The organism is Pandoraea commovens (assembly GCF_024704525.1).
Taxonomy (GTDB): domain Bacteria; phylum Pseudomonadota; class Gammaproteobacteria; order Burkholderiales; family Burkholderiaceae; genus Pandoraea; species Pandoraea commovens.
Window position 1 is genome coordinate 3382110 of the sequence record NZ_CP102780.1, and the last position, 18742, is coordinate 3400851.

16 protein-coding genes are annotated in these 18742 nt (G+C 62.7%); 9 read left to right on the forward strand and 7 right to left on the reverse strand.

Going from position 1 to position 18742, the window contains the following annotated elements; all coding sequences use genetic code 11:
• Window positions 1–181: 181 nt before the first annotated feature.
• Both clpP and tig read right to left on the reverse strand, forming a co-directional pair.
• Window positions 182–835: an ATP-dependent Clp endopeptidase proteolytic subunit ClpP gene (clpP, locus tag NTU39_RS15480; protein WP_150663484.1), complete on the reverse strand. Its 654-nt coding sequence runs from the start codon at window positions 833–835 to the stop codon at window positions 182–184.
• A gap of 125 nt (window positions 836–960) precedes the next feature.
• On the reverse strand, window positions 961–2301 hold the full coding sequence (gene tig / locus NTU39_RS15485; RefSeq protein WP_150662949.1) for a trigger factor: 1341 nt from the start codon (window positions 2299–2301) through the stop codon (window positions 961–963).
• A gap of 454 nt (window positions 2302–2755) precedes the next feature.
• Between tig and NTU39_RS15490 the strand changes: the two genes are divergently transcribed.
• The 7 genes from NTU39_RS15490 to NTU39_RS15520 all read left to right on the forward strand — a co-directional run bounded on the left by NTU39_RS15490 (window position 2756) and on the right by NTU39_RS15520 (window position 13116).
• Window positions 2756–3580, forward strand: coding sequence for a TetR/AcrR family transcriptional regulator (locus tag NTU39_RS15490; RefSeq protein ID WP_257957998.1), 825 nt, complete (start codon window positions 2756–2758; stop codon window positions 3578–3580).
• Window positions 3581–3923: 343 nt separating this feature from the next.
• The gene (locus tag NTU39_RS15495; RefSeq protein WP_373275410.1) at window positions 3924–6422 is read left to right on the forward strand and encodes an acyl-CoA dehydrogenase; all 2499 of its coding nucleotides are present in this window, start codon (window positions 3924–3926) and stop codon (window positions 6420–6422) included.
• 75 nt (window positions 6423–6497) lie between these two features.
• Window positions 6498–7940, forward strand: a complete 1443-nt coding sequence (locus NTU39_RS15500) for a 3-oxoacyl-ACP reductase (RefSeq protein ID WP_150662952.1) — start codon at window positions 6498–6500, stop codon at window positions 7938–7940.
• 2 nt (window positions 7941–7942) lie between these two features.
• The gene (locus NTU39_RS15505; protein ID WP_257958000.1) at window positions 7943–8950 is read left to right on the forward strand and encodes a MaoC family dehydratase; all 1008 of its coding nucleotides are present in this window, start codon (window positions 7943–7945) and stop codon (window positions 8948–8950) included.
• Entirely contained in the window at window positions 8947–10266 is a 1320-nt protein-coding gene (locus NTU39_RS15510) for an acetyl-CoA C-acetyltransferase (protein ID WP_257958001.1), read from the forward strand. The genes NTU39_RS15505 and NTU39_RS15510 overlap by 4 nt, the downstream gene beginning before the upstream one ends.
• Window positions 10267–10432: 166 nt before the next feature.
• On the forward strand, window positions 10433–12148 hold the full coding sequence (locus NTU39_RS15515) for an AMP-binding protein (RefSeq protein WP_257958002.1): 1716 nt from the start codon (window positions 10433–10435) through the stop codon (window positions 12146–12148).
• 44 nt (window positions 12149–12192) lie between these two features.
• Window positions 12193–13116 (forward strand): DUF1571 domain-containing protein, encoded by a 924-nt coding sequence (locus NTU39_RS15520; RefSeq protein WP_257958003.1) that lies wholly within the window; start codon window positions 12193–12195, stop codon window positions 13114–13116.
• Window positions 13117–13249: 133 nt separating this feature from the next.
• On the opposite strand, the gene minE is transcribed toward NTU39_RS15520, so the two are convergent.
• Genes minE through minC form a run of 3 tightly spaced genes read right to left on the reverse strand, consistent with a single transcriptional unit; the run spans window position 13250 to window position 15143 of the window.
• Window positions 13250–13504, reverse strand: coding sequence for a cell division topological specificity factor MinE (minE, locus tag NTU39_RS15525; RefSeq protein WP_039397958.1), 255 nt, complete (start codon window positions 13502–13504; stop codon window positions 13250–13252).
• A 9-nt stretch (window positions 13505–13513) separates the two neighbouring features.
• Complete coding sequence (gene minD, locus NTU39_RS15530; RefSeq protein WP_039397956.1) at window positions 13514–14329, reverse strand: septum site-determining protein MinD; 816 nt, start codon at window positions 14327–14329, stop codon at window positions 13514–13516.
• Window positions 14330–14372: 43 nt separating this feature from the next.
• Window positions 14373–15143 (reverse strand): septum site-determining protein MinC, encoded by a 771-nt coding sequence (minC, locus tag NTU39_RS15535; protein ID WP_150663486.1) that lies wholly within the window; start codon window positions 15141–15143, stop codon window positions 14373–14375.
• Between the two features lie 360 nt (window positions 15144–15503).
• On the opposite strand from minC, the gene NTU39_RS15540 reads away from it, so the two are divergent.
• Window positions 15504–15692: a hypothetical protein gene (locus NTU39_RS15540; protein WP_039397952.1), complete on the forward strand. Its 189-nt coding sequence runs from the start codon at window positions 15504–15506 to the stop codon at window positions 15690–15692.
• A 447-nt stretch (window positions 15693–16139) separates the two neighbouring features.
• Here NTU39_RS15540 and NTU39_RS15545 read toward each other — a convergent pair whose 3' ends face one another.
• On the reverse strand, window positions 16140–16853 hold the full coding sequence (locus NTU39_RS15545) for an SDR family oxidoreductase (RefSeq protein WP_150662956.1): 714 nt from the start codon (window positions 16851–16853) through the stop codon (window positions 16140–16142).
• A gap of 163 nt (window positions 16854–17016) precedes the next feature.
• Between NTU39_RS15545 and NTU39_RS15550 the strand changes: the two genes are divergently transcribed.
• Window positions 17017–17922 (forward strand): LysR family transcriptional regulator, encoded by a 906-nt coding sequence (locus NTU39_RS15550; RefSeq protein WP_257958005.1) that lies wholly within the window; start codon window positions 17017–17019, stop codon window positions 17920–17922.
• Between the two features lie 28 nt (window positions 17923–17950).
• Here the strand turns inward: NTU39_RS15550 and NTU39_RS15555 are convergent, their stop codons facing one another.
• Window positions 17951–18577: a TetR/AcrR family transcriptional regulator gene (locus NTU39_RS15555; RefSeq protein WP_150662958.1), complete on the reverse strand. Its 627-nt coding sequence runs from the start codon at window positions 18575–18577 to the stop codon at window positions 17951–17953.
• Between the last annotated feature and the right edge of the window lie 165 nt (window positions 18578–18742).

Here is an 18742-nt window from a genome sequence, read left to right on the forward strand (position 1 = left end):
AAACGCGGCATACGTGAATCCCATTGTAACGCCATGCTGTACGAGCGTGTGGCCCACTCGCGACAGCCTTAAATTCCCTTTAACGACAAACACTTGGCGCGATCACCCAGCTTCCCGAATCGAAAATGCCTGGTGTCGCGCCAACGATTTTGCCGTCAGGCGCCCCGTCTTCGGGTCCGAATCAGGGACGCTTTTCGAGCACGCGATCGATCAAACCGTACTCGACGGCGTCGGCGGCGGACTTGAAGTTGTCTCGGTCGGTATCGCGTGCGATCACTTCGAGCGACTGCCCGGTGTTCTCAGCGAGCAGACGATTCAACCGGTCCTTGAGCAGGAGGATTTCCTTGGCGTGAATCTCGATGTCCGACGCCTGACCACGCGCACCGCCCAGCGGCTGGTGAATCATGATGCGTGCGTTCGGCAGAGCAAAACGCTTGCCCTTCTCACCGGCGGCCAGCAGGAAAGCGCCCATGCTCGCAGCCATACCGAGGCACAGCGTCGAGACCGCCGGCTTGACGAACTGCATCGTGTCGTAAATCGCCAGGCCTGCCGAGACGGAACCGCCCGGCGAATTGATGTACATCGAGATTTCCTTGTCCGGATTTTCGCTCTCGAGGAACAGCAATTGGGCGACGACGAGGTTGGCGCTCTGGTCGTTGACCTCGCCAACCATGAAAATGATGCGCTCTTTGAGGAGTCGCGAATAAATATCGTAAGCGCGCTCACCACGACCACTTTGCTCGACGACCATCGGCACGAGGCCAAGGCCTTGCGTTTCGAGGGCGGAGTTGTGCGTCTGGGAGGCGAGTTGGGCGAGCAATTCGGAACGGGTAATCATATCGGTTCGACCCTTCTATCGAGATGGTTTTGCGCGCCGCAAGGAGGAAGCCCGAAGGCCATTTGGAAAAGAACCGCCACGGCCTTGCGGCCGCGGCGGTTCAGTCGGTCGTATCGCGCCGATTAGGATTGCGTGTTGCCAGCCAGCTCTTCAAAGCTAACTTGCTTGTCGGTCACCTTGGCCTTGCCAAGGACGAACTCGACCACGTTGTTCTCGACGACGAAACCTTCCATTTCCGCCATGCGCTGCTGATCGCCATAGTACCAGCGGACGACTTCTTGCGGGTCTTCGTAGCTCTTCGCGAACTCTTCGACTTCGGCCTTGATCTGGTCCGGCTTGGCTTGCAGGTCGTTTTGCTTGACCAGCTCGGCAAGGATCAGACCCAGCTTCACGCGACGCTCGGCTTGTTCCTTGAACATTTCAGCCGGGATCGGCACGTTGCCGGCGTTCGGCACGCCACGCTGTGCGAGGTCCTGGCGGGCCATCGCCACGAGGCGTTCCTGATCCTGTTCGATCAGCGCGTTCGGCACGTCGAGTTCCGACACCGAGATCAGGGCGTTCATGACCTGATCCTTGAGGAGCGCCTGCGTGCGACGCTTCACTTCGCGCGACAGGTTTTCCTTGATGTCGGCGCGCATCTTTTCGATGCTGCCGTCGGCGATGCCGAGCGACTTGGCGAATTCGCCGTCGACTTCCGGCAGGTGCGCCCACTCGACCTTCTTGAGCGTGACGGTGAACGTGGCGGTCTTACCGGCCACTTCCTTGCCGTGGTACTCGTCCGGGAACTTGAGTTCGAATTCCTTCGCTTCGCCGACCTTCAGGCCCAGCGTTGCCTTTTCGAATTCCGGGAGCATGCGGCCTTCGCCCAGCACGAACACGAAGTCTTCGGCGCTGCCGCCTGCGAACACTTCACCGTCGATCTTGCCGACGAAGTCGACCGTCACGCGGTCGCCGTCCTTGGCTTCGACCGAGCCGCCGTCGCCGTGGGCGCCGGCTTCACCGCGCACGTGGTAGTGCACGCGCTGCTTGCGCAGGATGTCGAGGGTGCGATCGATTTCGGCTTCCGAGACGTCGGTCGTGGTGCGGCTGACTTCGGCCGTGGCCAGATCGCCGATCTTCACTTCCGGATAGATTTCGAACGTGGCGTCGAAAGCGTATTCGGTCTCGGCGGCGTCGGCCTTCGGCGCGAAACGCGGCTGACCGGCCACACGCAGGTCCTGGTCCTTGCTGACTTCGAAGAATTGCTGGCCAACCTTGTCGCTGACGACTTCGGCTTCGACCTGACCACCGTACTGCTGGGTGACCATCTTCAGGGGCACCTTGCCCGGACGGAAGCCCGGCATGCGAACCGTCTTCGACAGTCGCTGAATGCGCGTCGCGACTTCTTTTTCGACGTCCTGCTTGAGCAGGGTGATGGTAAAGCGACGCTCGAGCTTGCCGAGGTTTTCAACAGCGATAGTCATGAGGATATTCGTCCATCCAGAGGGTCGTTCTGTGTTGCGGCGAGGGAATGCCGCAAGCGGACCCTGTCAGTTAATCAACCTTGGGCCGGAACCGACGATGCGACGCCGGCTTCCCTCCGCACCCGACGAATCGGGTTAGCGCCAAAACGGTCTTGCACACAAAGCGGAACATTTTAGCAAACTATTGTCCCGCCTCCAGACTTTCCGGCTGGAAAGCACCGAAATCAGACCTTTCCACCTTCCCCGAAGTTCGCCGTCCCGAAAAACGTGACCCCCGGCAGCCGCTGCCCCAAACGCAGATTAGAGGACGACACCCACAAAAAGCGCTTGGGAGACGTCCGCTTAACGCCTAGGATTCAATCGAACGTTTGAATGAAACATCGGTTCCTGAGGATGGTGCAGTGTTGTGCCATCCGTCCCTGGGTCCGTCCCCGAAAAACACAGGAGGTTCGTCGTGAGTCCTCGCGTCTCGGCCGGCCGTCAAGCTGGCGACACCAAACTGCGCATTCTCGATGCGGCAGAAGACCTGTTCATCGAATTCGGCTATGAAGCCATGTCCCTGCGCCAGATCACCTCGCGCGCCGAGGTCAATCTGGCGGCCGTCAACTATCACTTCGGCAGTAAGGAAACGTTGCTCCAGGCGATGCTCTCGCGCCGGCTGGACCGGCTAAACGACGAACGCCTCGCCCTGCTCACGCGTGCCGAGGCCACGTGGCCAGCCCCGAAGCTGACGTGCGAACACGTGCTGGGTGCCATGTTCATCCCGGCCCTCGCTATCTCCCATCATCGCGACATCGGCGGCCCCGCATTCCTGCGGTTGCTCGGACGCGTCTACGCCGACCCCTCGCCCTTCATCCGCGACTATCTGCAACAGCATTACGCCCCGGTTTTCGAGCGCTTCTTTGAAGCCTTCGCATGCGCGTTGCCGGAGTTGCCGCGTCAGGAATTGGGCTGGCGTCTGCACTTCGCGTTGCAGGCGTTGTCCGGCGTGCTCGCCAGCAGCGACACCTCCCGCCTGATCGACACGTTCGCGCAGGGACAGCCGATGGGCGACCTGCAAGTCGTGGCACGCCTGACGGCACTCATGGTGGCCGCGCTCAAGGCCCCGATGCCGGGCGACGAGCAACTGGCGAGCTTCGCTGCCGTTTTCGCGCTGGCGAAAGACGCCGACGTCACCCCGCCGCGCGAAGCCGGACAAGCGTCCGGGCACACTGAATCTCGGACTCACGAGGGCGGCCCGGAATCGAGCGCCAGCGACCGTTCGCTCGCGAACGTCTGACGTAAAAATTCGCCAACTACGCGGCCGGACAAAGGGCCGCGCAGGCCAACGCACCTCGCGCTTGCCGCATCATCTGACTACCGCGTAACCCGCGCTGGACGGCCGTCGGCTTTCCATCGCGTGATGGTTTCACGTTTCGACGCTTTACTCGAATTCCCGGCGCACCATTGCGTCGCCGAACGATCCAACAACAACGCCGTCACCGAATCCCACTGCGCACAACGCCAGCGAAGATCGACAGACGGCACGAGGACGACAGCTCCGGCGCTGCGTTCGCCCCTCGGGGCGCGCGGGGCCATCTGGCACCGACCGGGGAGCTGAACCCGAAGGGAGGAGAAAAATGATGGCCTTATGGATTCTCGCGTTTGTCGTGGGCGTCACAGCCCTGCTTTTCTACCGTGCACACGCCTGGCAATGGCTGATCGCCACCGTCCTGTGGGTGGGCGCAGGCATCTCGCTCGGACTGACGGGAACGGTCGCGACAGCGATTCTCGCCGTCGTACTCATCCTTCCCGCGTTGATTCTCAGCATCGGCCCGCTACGCCGCGCGTGGGTCACTGCGCCGATGCTCGCCAAGTTCCGGTCGATCATGCCGGAAATGTCGGATACCGAAAAAGATGCGATTGAAGCCGGTACCGTCTGGTGGGACGCCGACCTGTTCTCCGGCCGCCCCGACTGGGACAAATTCAGCGCTATGCCTGCTCCCGCCCTGTCGGCCGACGAGCAGGCATTCATGGACAATCAGGTCGAGCATCTTTGCGATCTGTCGAACGACTGGGAAAGCACGCAGGTCTGGCAGGACCTGCCGCCCAAGGCCTGGCAATACGCAAAGGATGCAGGCTTTCTCGGCATGATCATTCCGAAGCGTTACGGCGGCCTCGAATTCTCCGCCTACGCACACTCGCAAGTGGTGATGAAGCTGGCGTCCCGCTGTTCCGCTGCGGCTGTTTCAGTGATGGTGCCGAACTCGCTCGGTCCGGCCGAACTGCTGTTGCACTACGGCACCGAAGACCAGAAGAACTACTATCTCCCCCGCCTCGCCAAGGGCGAAGAAATCCCCTGCTTTGCGCTGACGAGTCCCTATGCGGGCTCGGACGCCGCCGCCATTCCGGACATAGGCATTGTCTGCCGCAGCATGCATGAGGGCCGCGAGACCCTTGGTTTTCGCGTCACCTGGAACAAGCGCTACATCACACTAGGCCCTATCGCCACGGTGCTCGGCCTGGCGTTCCGCGCGCTCGACCCCGACCATCTGCTGGGCGACGACGCCGAACCCGGCATTACCTGCGCGCTGATTCCCACGAAGCACCCGGGCGTCGTGATCGGCCGTCGTCACTGGCCGCTGAACGCCGTCTTCCAGAACGGCCCGAACTCCGGCAAAGACGTCTTCATCCCGCTCGACTGGGTGATCGGTGGACAGGCACAAGTCGGCAAGGGCTGGCGGATGCTGATGGAATGTCTCGCCGCAGGCCGCGCGATTTCGTTGCCGTCGTCGAACGTCGGTTACTCGAAGATCGCCGTGCGCGCGACCGGCGCGTATGCGGCCGTGCGTCGCCAGTTCCGCACGCCGATCGGCAAGTTCGAAGGGGTACAGGAAGCGCTCGCGCGCATGGCCGGCAACCTCTACGCGATGGACGCTGCGCGTCGCATGGCGGCATTGGCCGTCGACCTCGGCGAAAAGCCCTCGGTCATCTCGGCCATCGCGAAGTACCACGTGACCGAACGCGCTCGCAATGTGGTGAACGACGGCATGGACGTCGTCGCTGGCAAGGGCATCTGCATGGGCCCAAACAACTTCCTTGCCCGCGCCTACCAGCAGATTCCTGTGTCGATCACCGTGGAAGGCGCGAACATCATGACGCGCTGCCTGATGATCTTCGGTCAGGGTGCGATCCGCTGCCATCCGTATGTGCTGAAGGAGCTGGCTGCCGCGCAGACGACCGACCACACTGCCGCCGTGCGCGCCTTCGACGACGCCCTCTTCGGCCACCTGACGTTCGTCACGAGCAACATCGTGCGCGGCGCGCTGCAAGGCATCACGCATGCGCGCTTCTCCGCCGTGCCTTCGAAGGCCGCGCCCGAACTGCACGCCTACTACCGCGCCGCGAACCGCATGTCGACGCTGCTCGCCATCGCAGCCGACATTTCGATGGCGGTGCTCGGCGGCTCGCTCAAGCGTCGCGAGAGCATCACGGGACGCCTCGGCGACATTCTTTCCCAACTCTTCCTTCTGACCGCGACGCTCAAGCGCTTCGAGGACGAAGGCCGTCCCGTTGCCGACCTGCCGCTGGTGCATTGGGCTGCGCAGGATGCCCTCTGGCAAGCGCGCGAGGCCTTCGAGGGCGTGCTGGCGAACTATCCGTCGCGGGGCGTTGCGTGGTGGATGCGTTGGAAGCTGATGCCGCTCGGTCTGCCGTACGCCAAGCCGTCGGATGCGCTGGCCGCCCGCGTGGCCGAGGTGATGCAAACGCCGGGCGACGCCCGCGAGCGCCTCATCGCTGGCAGCTACTCGCCGAGCCCTGACGTCGACGATCTGGCTTACGGCGAAATCGTCTTCCAGATGACGCCGCAGGTCACCGTGATCGAGCAACGTCTGCGCACCGCGATCAAGGAGGGGCGTCTGGCGGCCATGCCGCAGAGCCTGCCCGAGTTCACTGCCTGGGTGGACCATGCGGCGACGCTGCAACTGGTAAGCGACGACGAGCGCCGCCTGCTGGCGCAGTACGCCGATTACGCGGCGAAGGCCGTGGCGGTTGACGACTTTCCGGCCGACTTCGGGCGCGCCAGCGACATGCAACAGGCCCGGCGTCAGACCCCGGCGGACGAAGCACTCACGTCGTGAGTCCGGCCGCCACCGCTGCCGACCCTGCCAACGGTTATCAATTTTTCGCCAGAACACTTTGAGGATTTCCGCGCCGTGACGACGTCCGACCGATACCTTGCCTTTGCCAACTCCGCCGTGGGCAGCCGCCTGGCCAGCGCGCTGGGCCTGCCACGCCCGGTGCCGCTCGAGCGCATGCCGGACTATGGCGACGATGGCGACAATGGCGCCGAAGCACGTCTCGTTGCGCCACCGCTGGCCGTCGTCGGCGGCGCGGGCGATGCGCCATTGCTGCCCGGTCTCGCCCGCGAACTACATTGGCTCGGCATCCCGAGCCTTGCTCATGCGGATCGGCTCGATTGGATTTCGTACGCCAACAAGGCGGGCACGATGAGCGGACGGTTCAACGCGAACGAAGGCGTGCGTCCCAAAGCATTACTGTTCGACGCGAGCGGTATTGCCGACACCTCAGGACTTGAGTCGCTTTACGCGTTCTTCCACGACACGCTGGCAACGCTCGATCGATGCGCTCGCGTGCTCGTGCTCGGCCTGCCGCCGTCGATGGCCGCCACGCCGCAGGCGAGCATCGCGCAGCGCGCGCTGGAAGGCTTCGTGCGCTCGCTGGCCAAGGAGCTCAAACGTGGCGCAACGGCGCAATTGCTTTACGTCGCCCCCGATGCCCGCGAGTCGCTGCACTCCACGTTGCGATTCTTCCTCTCACCTCGCGCCGCGTATGTGAGCGGTCAGGCGATCACACTTCACGCGCCTGTCTTCGAAACACCGCCCATGCGCGACACCCGTCCGCTCGCCGGACAGGTCGCCGTGGTGACAGGTGCGGCACGCGGCATCGGCGAGTCCATCGCGACCGTCCTGGCGCGCGACGGTGCGCATGTCGTGTGCGTCGACATCCCGTCCGCGCAAGACGCGCTGACCACCGTCGCCACGCGCCTCGACGGTAGCGCCCTCACGTGCGATATCGCTTCGCCGGAGGCCGCAGCCACACTGATGGCGCATCTCGCGACGCGCGCGCCGCACGGTCTGGACATCCTCGTACATAACGCTGGCATCACGCGCGACAAAACGATTGTTCGCATGACCGATGCGCAATGGCAGAGCGTGCTCGACATCAACGTCGGCGCACCCCAGCGTCTCAATGCCGCGTTGCTCGACGCCGGTGTGCTGCGCGCAAACAGCCGGATCGTCGGCGTCGCTTCCATCAGTGGCATTGCAGGCAATCGCGGGCAGACCAATTACGCCGCATCGAAGGCTGCCGTCATCGGGATGGTCGAGGCGTGGTCACCATTGCTCGCAGCGCGTCATATCAGCATCAATGCCGTCGCGCCCGGCTTCATCGAGACGCAAATGACCGCAGCGGTTCCGTTCGCCATTCGCGAAGCCGGACGCCGCATGAACTCGCTCGGACAGGGTGGCCAGCCTGTCGACGTGGCCGAAGCCATCGCGTGGCTCGCCCATCCGGCCTCGGGCGCGCTGACCGGACAGGTCGTGCGCGTGTGCGGCCAGAGCCTGCTCGGAGCATGACGATGCCGAACGACCGACCGCATGATCCATCCGACAGTCCGAACATCGCCGTCGCCACACAACTGAAGCAAGTCACATATCTGCCGTCGCCCCTGCATCTGTATTTGCGCGCACTGATGACCTCGCGCAAACCGGCCCGCGCGCAGCCGATGCCGCCGCTGGCTTTCGAGCGACGCAACGTGCCACTGGACGGCGAAGACATCGCCCGCTACGCACGGCTGTGCGGCTTCGCTCAGACCACAGGCGTGCCGCCCACGTGGCCGCATCTGCTCGCCTTCCCGCTTCACATGCTGCTGATGACAGACCGCGCTTTCCCGTTCGCCATGCTCGGCATGGTGCATCTGGCGAACCGGATCCGGCAGTTTGCGACGCTGAACGTGGGCGAACGCCTGACGTTGGATGTGCGGTGCGGCCCGCTGTCCGCACACGACAAAGGACAGGTGTTCACGGTGGTCACGACGGCCCGTCGCGACGACATCGTCGTGTGGATCGGCGAGAGTCTGTACCTGCGCACCGGCGTGCGCGACGCACTCGGCGCTCCCTATCAGGCACAGTTAAGCGCCGATCCGTCACTGACAAAAGCAGCGATATGGCCGGTCCCGGCGGACCTTGGACGCCAATATGCGCGCATCTCGGGCGACTACAACCCGATTCATTTGTGGCCGCTCACGGCGAAGCTGTTCGGTTTTGCGCGCCCCATCATTCACGGGATGTGGAGCTTCGCGCGAACGCTCGCAGCCGTGCTGCCGGACGACGTAAGCGCCTCCGGTCCGGTCGATCTGCTGGTGGAATTCAAGACACCTGTGCTGCTACCCGGCGACGTCACCTTCTGGCGTGCGCCGCCCGCACAACCGCATGTGCAGCCGAATGTGCAACATTTCGAACTGCGCGACGCCGCAGGCACCGTCCCGCATCTGCGCGGACGCTGGCAGGCCATTGGCGGCGCGTCTTCGACCCGGCCCTCTTCGCCTTCGTCTTCCTCTCAAACCCATTTCCCGGACCAGCCATGAGCGCCCTCAAACCCACTGCGCCCGCCCCCGCCTTGCGCCGCGTCGCTATCCTCGGCGGCAATCGCATTCCGTTCGCGCGCTCGAACACGGCCTACGCCACCGCATCGAATCAGGACATGCTCACGGCCGCGTTCCAGGGTCTCATCGACCGCTTCGATCTGCACGGCCAGACGCTCGGCGAAGTCGCGGCGGGCGCAGTGCTCAAGCACGCCCGCGACTTCAACCTCACGCGCGAGTCGGTACTGTCGACCACGCTCGCCCCGCAAACGCCTGCCTACGATGTCCAGCAGGCCTGCGGCACGGGTCTTGAGACAGCGATCCTCACCGGCAACAAGATCGCACTCGGTCAGATCGACGTGGCGATTGCCGGTGGCGTCGACACGGCATCGGACGCGCCCATCGGCGTCAACGAGAAGCTGCGCAAGATCCTTCTCGAAGCGAACCGTCAGCGCAGCACCGGCGGCAAGCTCGGCGCGCTGGCGAAGGTACGCCCCGGCATGTTGTTCAACCCGGCGCTGCCCCGCAACGGCGAGCCGCGCACAGGCCTCTCGATGGGCGAGCATTGCGAGTTGATGGCAAAGCGCTGGGAAATCGAGCGCGCCGCGCAGGACACGCTCACGCTCGCCAGTCACGAACATCTGGCGCAAGCGTACGAGCGCGGTTTCTTCCTCGATCTGATGACACCGTTTCGCGGCCTGCAACGCGACAACAACCTGCGTCCCGATCTCACGCTGGAGAAGCTCGCCAGCCTCAAGCCGGTGTTCGACCGTAGCGCTACAGGCACGCTCACGGCAGGCAACTCCACGCCACTGACCGATGGCGCGTCGTGCGTTCTGCTCGCGAGCGAAGACTGGGCGAAGGCGCACAACCATCCGGTGCTCGCCTATCTGACGTACTCACAAACGGCGGCCGTCGACTTCTTCAATCCGGACGAATCGCAGCGTGAGGGCTTGCTGATGGCCCCGGCCTATGCGGTGCCGCGCTTGCTCGCGCAGGCGGGACTCACATTGCAGGACTTCGATTTCTACGAAATTCACGAGGCCTTCGCCGCGCAAGTGCTTTGCACGCTGAAGGCTTGGGAAGACCCCGCGTACTGCCGCGACAAGCTGGGACTGGCCGCGCCGCTGGGCAGCATCGACCGTCAGCGTCTGAACGTGAACGGCAGCTCGCTCGCTTGCGGGCATCCGTTCGCGGCCACCGGCGGGCGCATTCTCGCCACGCTCGCCAAGCTGTTGTCCCAGCGCGGCGGCGGCCGTGGCCTCATCTCGATCTGCGCGGCCGGCGGTCAGGGTGTCGTCGCGATGCTGGAACGATAAACACAACAGCCACAAAGCCGCTACAAAGCAGCAAAAAACAACGAGCAAAGCCACACAGGGGAAGTTGCAAACGCCGCCGGGCGAACGACGGCGAGCCGACGACAGATCGGCCGCATCGCGATCATGGCGGCGCATAAAAATGCAGAAAACTTCAACGGAGACAACGATGGATCAAGCCGTTCAGCAGGAACGCGTGTGGCTCAGTGCCTACCCTCCCGGGGTACCTGCCGACATCGACGTCAATCGCTATGCATCGCTCGTGCAGGCGTTCGACGAATGGATCGAGAAGTACCGCGACCGCATCGCCTTCGTGAGTCTCGGCAGTGAGATCACGTATGGCGAGGTGTCCCGTCAGGCCCATGCCTTCGCTGCGTGGCTGCAAGCCCGGGGCGTGAAGAAGGGCGAGCGCGTCGCGCTGATGATGCCCAACTGCTTCCAGTATCCGATCTGCCTGTTCGGCACGCTCATTGCCGGTGCTGTGGTCGTCAACGTCAACCCACTGTACACGGCACGCGAGCTGAAGCACCAGTTGCAGGACAGCGGCGCGCAGACCATCGTCGTCTTCGAGAACTTCGCAAAAACGCTGGAGGAAGCGCTACCGGGCACCGAGGTGCGCAACATACTCGTGACGCAGATCGGCGATTTGCTCCAGCCCGGAGCGAACGTCAAGGGACGTGCCGTCAACTTCCTCATGCGGCACATCGCCAAGCAAGTGCCGCCGTATCGCTTGCCGCAGGCGATGGCGCTTCGTCAGGCGCTTGCGAGCGGCGCAAGGCTGAAGGCCACGCCGGTGCCGCTCGTGCGCGAAGACCTCGCCTTTCTCCAATACACCGGCGGGACAACGGGCGTTGCCAAGGGCGCCATGCTCTCGCACGGCAACGTGCTGGCCAATCTGCTGCAAACGGAGGCGTGGGCAGCCGATCAGCTCGACGGCGACATCGAAGTCAATCTGTCGCTGCTGCCGATGTATCACATCCTCTCGCTGACGTTGAACTGCCTGGTGTTCATGAGTCTGGGTGGACGCAACATTCTGATTGCGAATCCACGCGACGTGAAAAAGGTCGTCTATATCATTCGCAACGAAACCTTCACGGGGGTGACAGGCGTCAATACCCTGTTCAACGGCCTGCTCGAGAACGCGGACTTCCGCGCACGCGACTTCTCCAAACTGAAACTGTCGCTCGCTGGCGGCATGGCAACGCAACGCGCGATTGCCGAGCGATGGAAGCAGGTCACGGGCAAGCCGATCATCGAAGGCTACGGTCTCACCGAATGCTCGCCGATCGTCACGATGAACCCCGTGGACATCGCGCACATGGATGCCGTCGACTTCTCCGGCTCCATCGGCCTGCCCGCGCCGTCAACCGATGTGCGCTTCAAGCGTGACGATGGCACGTGGGCACCCATCGGCGAGCCGGGCGAGTTGTGCGTGCGCGGACCGCAGGTCATGCGCGGCTACTGGAATCGTCCCGAAGAGACGGCCAAAACGTTCGACGCCGATGGCTGGCTAATGACCGGCGACATCGGCGTCATGGACGCGCGCGGTTATGTGAGGCTCATCGACCGCAAGAAGGACATGATTCTCGTGTCGGGTTTCAACGTCTATCCGAACGAAATCGAGGACGTGGTGATGCTCCACCCCGGCGTGCGCGAAGCGGCTGTGGTCGGCGTGCCCGATCCAGTGGCTGGCGAGCGAGTGAAGCTTGTGCTCATCGCCAAGGACCCGACGCTCACAATCGAAGCCATTGCCGCGCACTGCCGCAAGCATCTCACGGCGTATAAGGTGCCGCGCATCATCGAATTCCGTCAGGGCGAACTACCCAAGTCGACGGTCGGCAAGATCCTGCGGCGCGAGCTGCGCGATCCGGTCTCAAGGAGGTAGCGAGAGACCCACAGCACCACATGGAGATAAAGGGAGATAACAATATGAGAATGACATTGACGCTGGCCATACTGCCCGTAGCACTGACTGTCAGTGCGCTCGCGGGCGTGCTGGCCGCATCCACCGCGCTCGCGCAGGCGAGCGCCCCCGCCGCATCCACTGCCACTTCTACCACCGCCCCGGACGCCGACACGGCGAAGCTCGCCGCCCTGCCCGTCGCAGCACAAACGCAGTGGCTCGCGCGCACGATCAAGAGCGGCGAACTGGCGAAGATGCCCGACGAGCAGATCGTCGCCAGCATGCAGGCCATCCAGCCGGAAGCGCTTGTACGTTTTCTGAAAGCCGAGGCTTCTGCATTGCCGGAGTATCAGTACGAGCTGACGCGTCACGAGCGCATCAACAATCAATGGCAGACCACGCCCGACCGCATGCTCGTGAAGATTCGCGAGAACCCGTTGCAGATCTACGCGAAATGGCAGCCTGACGGCGCGCATGCCGGCCAGGAAATCATCTATGACGAGACGAAACGCCCCAAGGAGATGTACGGACACCTTGGCGGCATCTTCGGCTTCACGTCGATCTGGAGCAGCATCGACGGCTCGCTCGCCCGCTCACAATCGAATCACACGGTGCGCGATCTCGGTTTCGCCTTCATCGCCGATCAGATTGCACACGACGGCAAGAGCTTTCGCGCCGCCGGACTCTCCGAGAAGCCAGCAAAAATTTCGGTATCCGAATCGAATGGCGTTCGCGCGCTGGCACTGGAATGGGAGGCCCCGTCCGGGCCACCACAGCACTATGCCAACAAGTCGCGCGTGTTGCTCGATCTGAAGACGGGCAGACCGCGAGGTATCGAAGCGTGGGACGCCGCCGGGCAGAAGGTCGAGGAAATGCGCTTCGAGAAGGTGCGCAAGGAACAGTGGACCGACGCCACTTTCGACCCGAAGAACCCCGACTACAAGTTCTGACACGGCGTCCGTCAACACACGCCACGAGCACGACGAAAGCCCGCCACCCTGCATCGAGGGTGGCGGGCTTTTCGCTTACTCGCTCTTCAGACGCCGACAACTTACACAGAAGCTGCCCGACCACATCGACCGTTCAGGTCTGCGGCAGTTCGATCTTCACTTCGAGCACTTCCAGGTTGTCCTGATGCTCGACGCTGACCTTGATGTCGTCTTGCGCGATTTTCACGTACTTGGAGATGACAGCGACCAGCTCGCGTTGCAGAGCCGGCAGGTAATCGGCCGGCGGCGACGAGCCCGTGCGTTCGTGCGCCAGAATGATCTGCAGGCGCTCTTTGGCAACGGCGGCGGTCTTTTTCTTCTCCCCCAGGAGGAAAGACAGGAAGGACATGGGCGCTCCTTACTTCGAGCCGAAAATGCGCTGCAACAGGCCCGGCTTTTGATAGTCGGTAAAGCGCATGGGCTTGTCTTCGCCCTTGAATCGGCTTACCACGTCGCGATACGCGTCGGCCACGTCCGTGCCATCCAGATGGATAGCGGGCGTGCCCTGGTTCGAGGCATGGAGCACGGACTCCGATTCCGGAATCACGCCGATGAGCTTGATTCGCAGAATTTCCTGAATGTCTTCCAGCGACAGCATCTGGCCATCGTTGACACGCTTCGGGTTGTAACGGGTGATAAGCAGATGCTCCTTGATCGGCTCACTGCCATCGATGGCACGCTTCGTCTTCGACGACAGAATGCCCAGAATGCGATCCGAGTCACGGACCGACGACACTTCCGGGTTCGTCACCACGAGCGCTTCGTCGGCGAAGTGCATCGCGAGCAACGCACCCGATTCGATACCGGCCGGCGAATCGCACACGATGTATTCGAAACCCATGTCGGTCAGGTCCTTGATGACCTTCTCGACGCCCGCTTGCGTGAGTGCATCTTTGTCACGCGTTTGCGAGGCGGGGAGGATGAACAGGTTCTCGCAGGACTTGTCCTTGATGAGCGCCTGATTGAGGTTAGCTTCGCCCTGGATCACATTGATCAGGTCGTACACCACGCGGCGCTCGCAACCCATGATGAGGTCGAGATTGCGCAGGCCGACGTCGAAATCGATGACTGCCGTCTTGTGCCCCTGCAAGGCGAGGCCGGCGGAAAAGCTGGCGCTGGTCGTCGTCTTGCCGACACCACCCTTGCCAGAGGTCACCACAATCACTTTTGCCATCTGTCGATGCCTTCCCAAACTTGAGGATGAAATTAGCTACGAATTACTTGAGCCCGAGGGGCTCGAAAATCAGTTTGTCGTCTACCAGCCGCACCTGCACCGAACGCCCCTGAACATCGGGCGGCAGCGCATATTCGCCAGTCCGGTAAATACCGGCGATGGAAATCAGCTCGGGCTCAAGACAGGTACAGAAGATGCGCGCATCGAGCTTGCCCTTCACCCCTGCCAGTGCCCGCCCCCGCAGCGGCGCGTAAATGTGAATATTACCTTCCGCGATCACCTCGGCCCCATAACTGACGAGATCGAGGATGATCAGGTCGCCCTTCGCATAGACCTGCTGACCCGAACGCAACGGCTTGTCGATGATGGTCGAGGGGATGGAAGATGCCTCGGGAACCGCCTGTGCAGACGCCACCGACGCGGCCTCGGCGCTTGCCTGCGACGCTGACTCGGCATCGTTGGCCTCGCGTGCCGCGCGCGGCGCACGGCGCTCGTGGCGCTCATGACTGTCCAGAAGCGGCAGACCGTCGGCCACCGCCCAACCCGCTTGTTCGGTGTTGGCGACGACCCCGATCGGCTTCATGCGGAATTCCGCCAGCATTTCGGCCAACGCAGGCACAGCGACGCGTTCGTCGCCGGTCAAACGCCGTACGTCGATGGCGACGGTGTCGCCGGCAAAAAACTCCGGGGTCGCTTCGAAACGTTGCGCCAGTTCGGTGCGCAAGGTGTCCAGTTGAGGCGTCTTGACTACGAAATGCAGGGTGTCTACGGCACCACTACGTAACTCGAAGTACGGCGTTTTCTTTTGCGGCATGTCAGGTTGTTGTGCGCGATTGCTGGCAAATTGGGCCATTCTACCGTCCCTTGACCTCCAGCAAACCGCTAATAAGCAGGGCAACCCCCGGGCACCCCCGCAAATTGCCAAAAAAACACCATTGCCGCAGCGCAGCAGCATGGTGCATTTTGAATACGTTTATTGCGTTGCGAATGCTAGACGATTGACATGCCAATGTCATCAGCAAAGCCTATTCTCTGCCTGGGAAAGTCCAACACGAGAAGTGCTGCAGAGCAGCATCGAAAGTACGAATTTTGTCGCGCAAGCGTCTTTTTCGTGACCTATCCTTAAAGTCCCTGACGAGGGACCCCCTGTGGAACCGCAAACCGGGAGACGAAGATGCTGAGTCATCATGAATTTGCCACCCTGATGCTGGTGAAGGATGCTCCGGAGCAAGTGGAGCTGGATCGCCCTGACCTCGAATCGTTGCTTGAGAGCAAACTGATCGAGTGGGAAGAGTTGGAGACGGGAGCGAAGTCACCCCGCCTGACTGTTCAGGGCAAGTACTTCCTTCAGGCCGTTGCCTGAGCGCCCAGCCAGTTGTAGAGGTGTCTGTAGTCGCAAAAAAGCCCGCCGGAAGGCGGGCTTTTCATTTGTCCGGGCGATTCGTCGATTCGCCCGAACCTCTCGACACGACTCAACCGTGCCGGACGTCACGACGGTGGCGTCGCCACGTATGGCGCGCCGCCGGATGCTCCCGGCACCAGTTGCGATTTGCCAGCCAGGCCACTGCCGCGCCTACGACCAGCGCTATCACCAACGTCCCAATCAAGCTCCCTGTCAGCATAGTGGCCTCCTTTCTTCGATGTCACGGGATGGCACGACTTCATTCTAGGCAATCCCTATCGAAATAGGTACCCGAAAGTGATTCGGGTATACCGCGTTTGCGTGACATCAAAAAGAACGCAAGTTCGGGGCCGGGAGGATGTGGCGGCGCAGCATTTTAGCGAGCGGCACAGGCCCGATCGGGGAGCCTCAGGCGATAGCGCCGCCCGCGTCGATCAGCACCGTGGAGCCTGTCGCGCTCGGTGTACCGGCGAGATACAGGATGGTATTTGCCACATCTTCCGCCGCGACGACACGACGTGCCGGCAGACGCTCCGCTGCGTTGCGATACATCGCTTCGCGGTCGGCTTCGGAAAGCTTGTTCCACAGTGGCGTGGCAGTCAGCCCCGGCGACACCGTGTTGACGCGAACCGGCGACAACTCCAGCGCCAGCCCCCGCCCCAACGCTTCCACCGCCGCGTTGATCGCTCCCTGCACCACCGACGACGTGTTCGGCCGCACGCTCAGATACCCCGACGTCAGCGTGAGCGACCCACCGTCCTCGATGCGCGCGTACTTTGCCACGTGATACGTCCCCCAGAACTTGCTATCAAACGCCGCGTGCGCGTCGTCAAGGGAGAGCTTGCGCACCTGACCGGTCGGCGTTTGCGCCGCCGAGATCACAACGTGTTGCCACGGCGCATGGTCGGCGAAGAATCGTTCGACCGCAGCCACGTCGCCAGTGTCGAGCACGACCGCGCGCGCCGTACTGCCGATGGTCGTCAGCGCTTCGTCAAGCTTCGCCTGACTGCGCGAGGCGATCGTGACGGCCGCCCCTGCCTTGGCAAACGCCTGTGCGGCGGCACGGCCAATGCCGGAACTGCCGCCAATCACCAGCACGCGCTGGCCTTCGAAATTGAACATGGTGTAACTCCAGAATGAGATCGATGAAATCGGACGGGGAAGACAACCGTGACGTCGCAACTCGGAAGCAACGTCATGAGGCTATTGTGATCCTCGTCGCTCAGGACGATAATCCCCCGAAGAACTGAATCACTCTCTTCAAATTATTGACAATCCCGTCCCGATGATCGACCAGACACTGGATCTCACACTCTTCGACCGAGTTGTCACCACCGGCAGCATGTCGGCAGCCGCGCGCGAGCTGGGTTTGTCACTCGCCGTCGTGAGCAAACGGCTCGGGCTGCTGGAGCAACGCCTCGGCGTGCGGCTGCTCAACCGCACCACGCGCAAACAGGCGCTCACCGAAGAAGGACAGGTGTTCCATGCTTGTTGCCAGCGGATTCTGGCGGAGATTGCCGAGACCGAGCGGCTGATCACACGGCAGGCGGGTACGGTTGGCGGGGTGCTACGCATCAGCGCACCGCGCGCGTTCGGCCGCCGTCATCTCACGCCGTTGCTCGTCGCGTTTCGTGAGCGGCATCCCGACGTGAAGGTGCATCTGTCGCTGAGCGATCTGTGGGTCGATCTGGTCGCGCACGGCATCGACGTGGCGATTCGCGTCGGCACCCTGCCCGATTCGAGTCTTGTCGCGCAGGAGCTGGCCCCCAATTACCGCGTGCTTGTTGCGTCGCCCGAGTATCTGGAACGACGCGGAACGCCCAAGGACGTCGGCGATCTGCGGCAGCACGACTGCATTCTGTTTGGCAACTCGCCACATGGCGATTGGCGATTCGTATCGCAATCCGAAACATTGCGTGTACAAGTGCCGGATACCTACGTCGTGGACGACGGCGACACTGCTCACGAACTCGCGCTGCATGGCGCAGGCATCACACAGAAATCGATCTTTGACGTCGGCGACGATATCCAGACGGGACGCTTGGCACGCGTGCTCCCGTCACTTCGGATTCCGGCCGCGCCACTGCACGCTGTGTACCCGCACAGCCGTCATGTTGCGCCGCGCACGCGGGTGTTCATCGACTTCCTGCGCGACCAGTTGCGCGCGACGTGGCGCTGGTCACAGGATTGACGAGCACGACGTCATCGCGCCCCGGCGCTCAGCCGTTCGCGCGTCCCGCGTCGGACGCTTCAATCGCCTGACGCCCTGCCGCGAGCAATGCCTCGGAAAGCGCCGGGTCGGCACCGACCACCGCACGCGACAGGATCAACGAGCCGACCATCTGTGAGAATCGCGCCATGGCATTGTGCGTCGCCTGTTCCTGCGTCAGCCCTCGGGCAACGCCTGCCGCCGTCATCCGTTCGAGCGACGCCGCCAGCCCCTTCGCGTAACACGCCTGCGCCTCCTCGCCAATGCGTGGGACGTCGCCAGCGAACCCGGCCACCGGGCAACCGCAAGCCACATCGTCACGATGCACAGTCGACAAATACTGCTCGACGCCGACCTTCGACGGGACGGCTCGATCGCCCGACGCGGCAAAGGCCGACGCCTCCCCCATGCCTTGCGCCATTCGCACTTCGTTGGCGGCCATCGCTCGCGCCATCACGGCCGAGACGAGCGCATCCTTCGACTTGAAATGGTTATAGAAGCCACCCTGCGTGAAACCGGCCTCCTTCATCAACGCCGTCAGCCCGACCGCATCGACGCCACGCTCGCGAAACAGCCGGTCGGCCGCGCTGACGATCGCCTCGCGGTTCTCTGCAGCCTGCTCTCTGGAAATACCCATCTACCGCTCCTCGTCCGTCGACGGCGCAATCGCTGCTATCGGACTGATCAAAAAAGACAATGTCGATCACCATTGACATCAGCCTAGCAGAGTCGGCACAATGCATCGCAAATGACGATGTCGATCACAATTGTCATGAAGTATAGCCGAAACCGTACGCCGTCC

Excerpts from the sequence above, each read along its gene's own strand:
- tig (WP_150662949.1), bottom strand. The coding sequence starts at position 2,301 with ATGACTATCGCTGTTGAAAACCTCGGCAAGCTCGAGCGTCGCTTTACC.
- NTU39_RS15495 (WP_373275410.1), top strand. The coding sequence starts at position 3,924 with ATGGCCTTATGGATTCTCGCGTTTGTCGTGGGCGTCACAGCCCTGCTT.
- NTU39_RS15505 (WP_257958000.1), top strand. The coding sequence starts at position 7,943 with ATGCCGAACGACCGACCGCATGATCCATCCGACAGTCCGAACATCGCC.
- NTU39_RS15510 (WP_257958001.1), top strand. The coding sequence starts at position 8,947 with ATGAGCGCCCTCAAACCCACTGCGCCCGCCCCCGCCTTGCGCCGCGTC.
- NTU39_RS15515 (WP_257958002.1), top strand. The coding sequence starts at position 10,433 with ATGGATCAAGCCGTTCAGCAGGAACGCGTGTGGCTCAGTGCCTACCCT.
- NTU39_RS15520 (WP_257958003.1), top strand. The coding sequence starts at position 12,193 with ATGAGAATGACATTGACGCTGGCCATACTGCCCGTAGCACTGACTGTC.
- minE (WP_039397958.1), bottom strand. The coding sequence starts at position 13,504 with ATGTCCTTCCTGTCTTTCCTCCTGGGGGAGAAGAAAAAGACCGCCGCC.
- minD (WP_039397956.1), bottom strand. The coding sequence starts at position 14,329 with ATGGCAAAAGTGATTGTGGTGACCTCTGGCAAGGGTGGTGTCGGCAAG.
- minC (WP_150663486.1), bottom strand. The coding sequence starts at position 15,143 with ATGCCGCAAAAGAAAACGCCGTACTTCGAGTTACGTAGTGGTGCCGTA.
- NTU39_RS15540 (WP_039397952.1), top strand. The coding sequence starts at position 15,504 with ATGCTGAGTCATCATGAATTTGCCACCCTGATGCTGGTGAAGGATGCT.
- NTU39_RS15545 (WP_150662956.1), bottom strand. The coding sequence starts at position 16,853 with ATGTTCAATTTCGAAGGCCAGCGCGTGCTGGTGATTGGCGGCAGTTCC.
- NTU39_RS15550 (WP_257958005.1), top strand. The coding sequence starts at position 17,017 with ATGATCGACCAGACACTGGATCTCACACTCTTCGACCGAGTTGTCACC.
- NTU39_RS15555 (WP_150662958.1), bottom strand. The coding sequence starts at position 18,577 with ATGGGTATTTCCAGAGAGCAGGCTGCAGAGAACCGCGAGGCGATCGTC.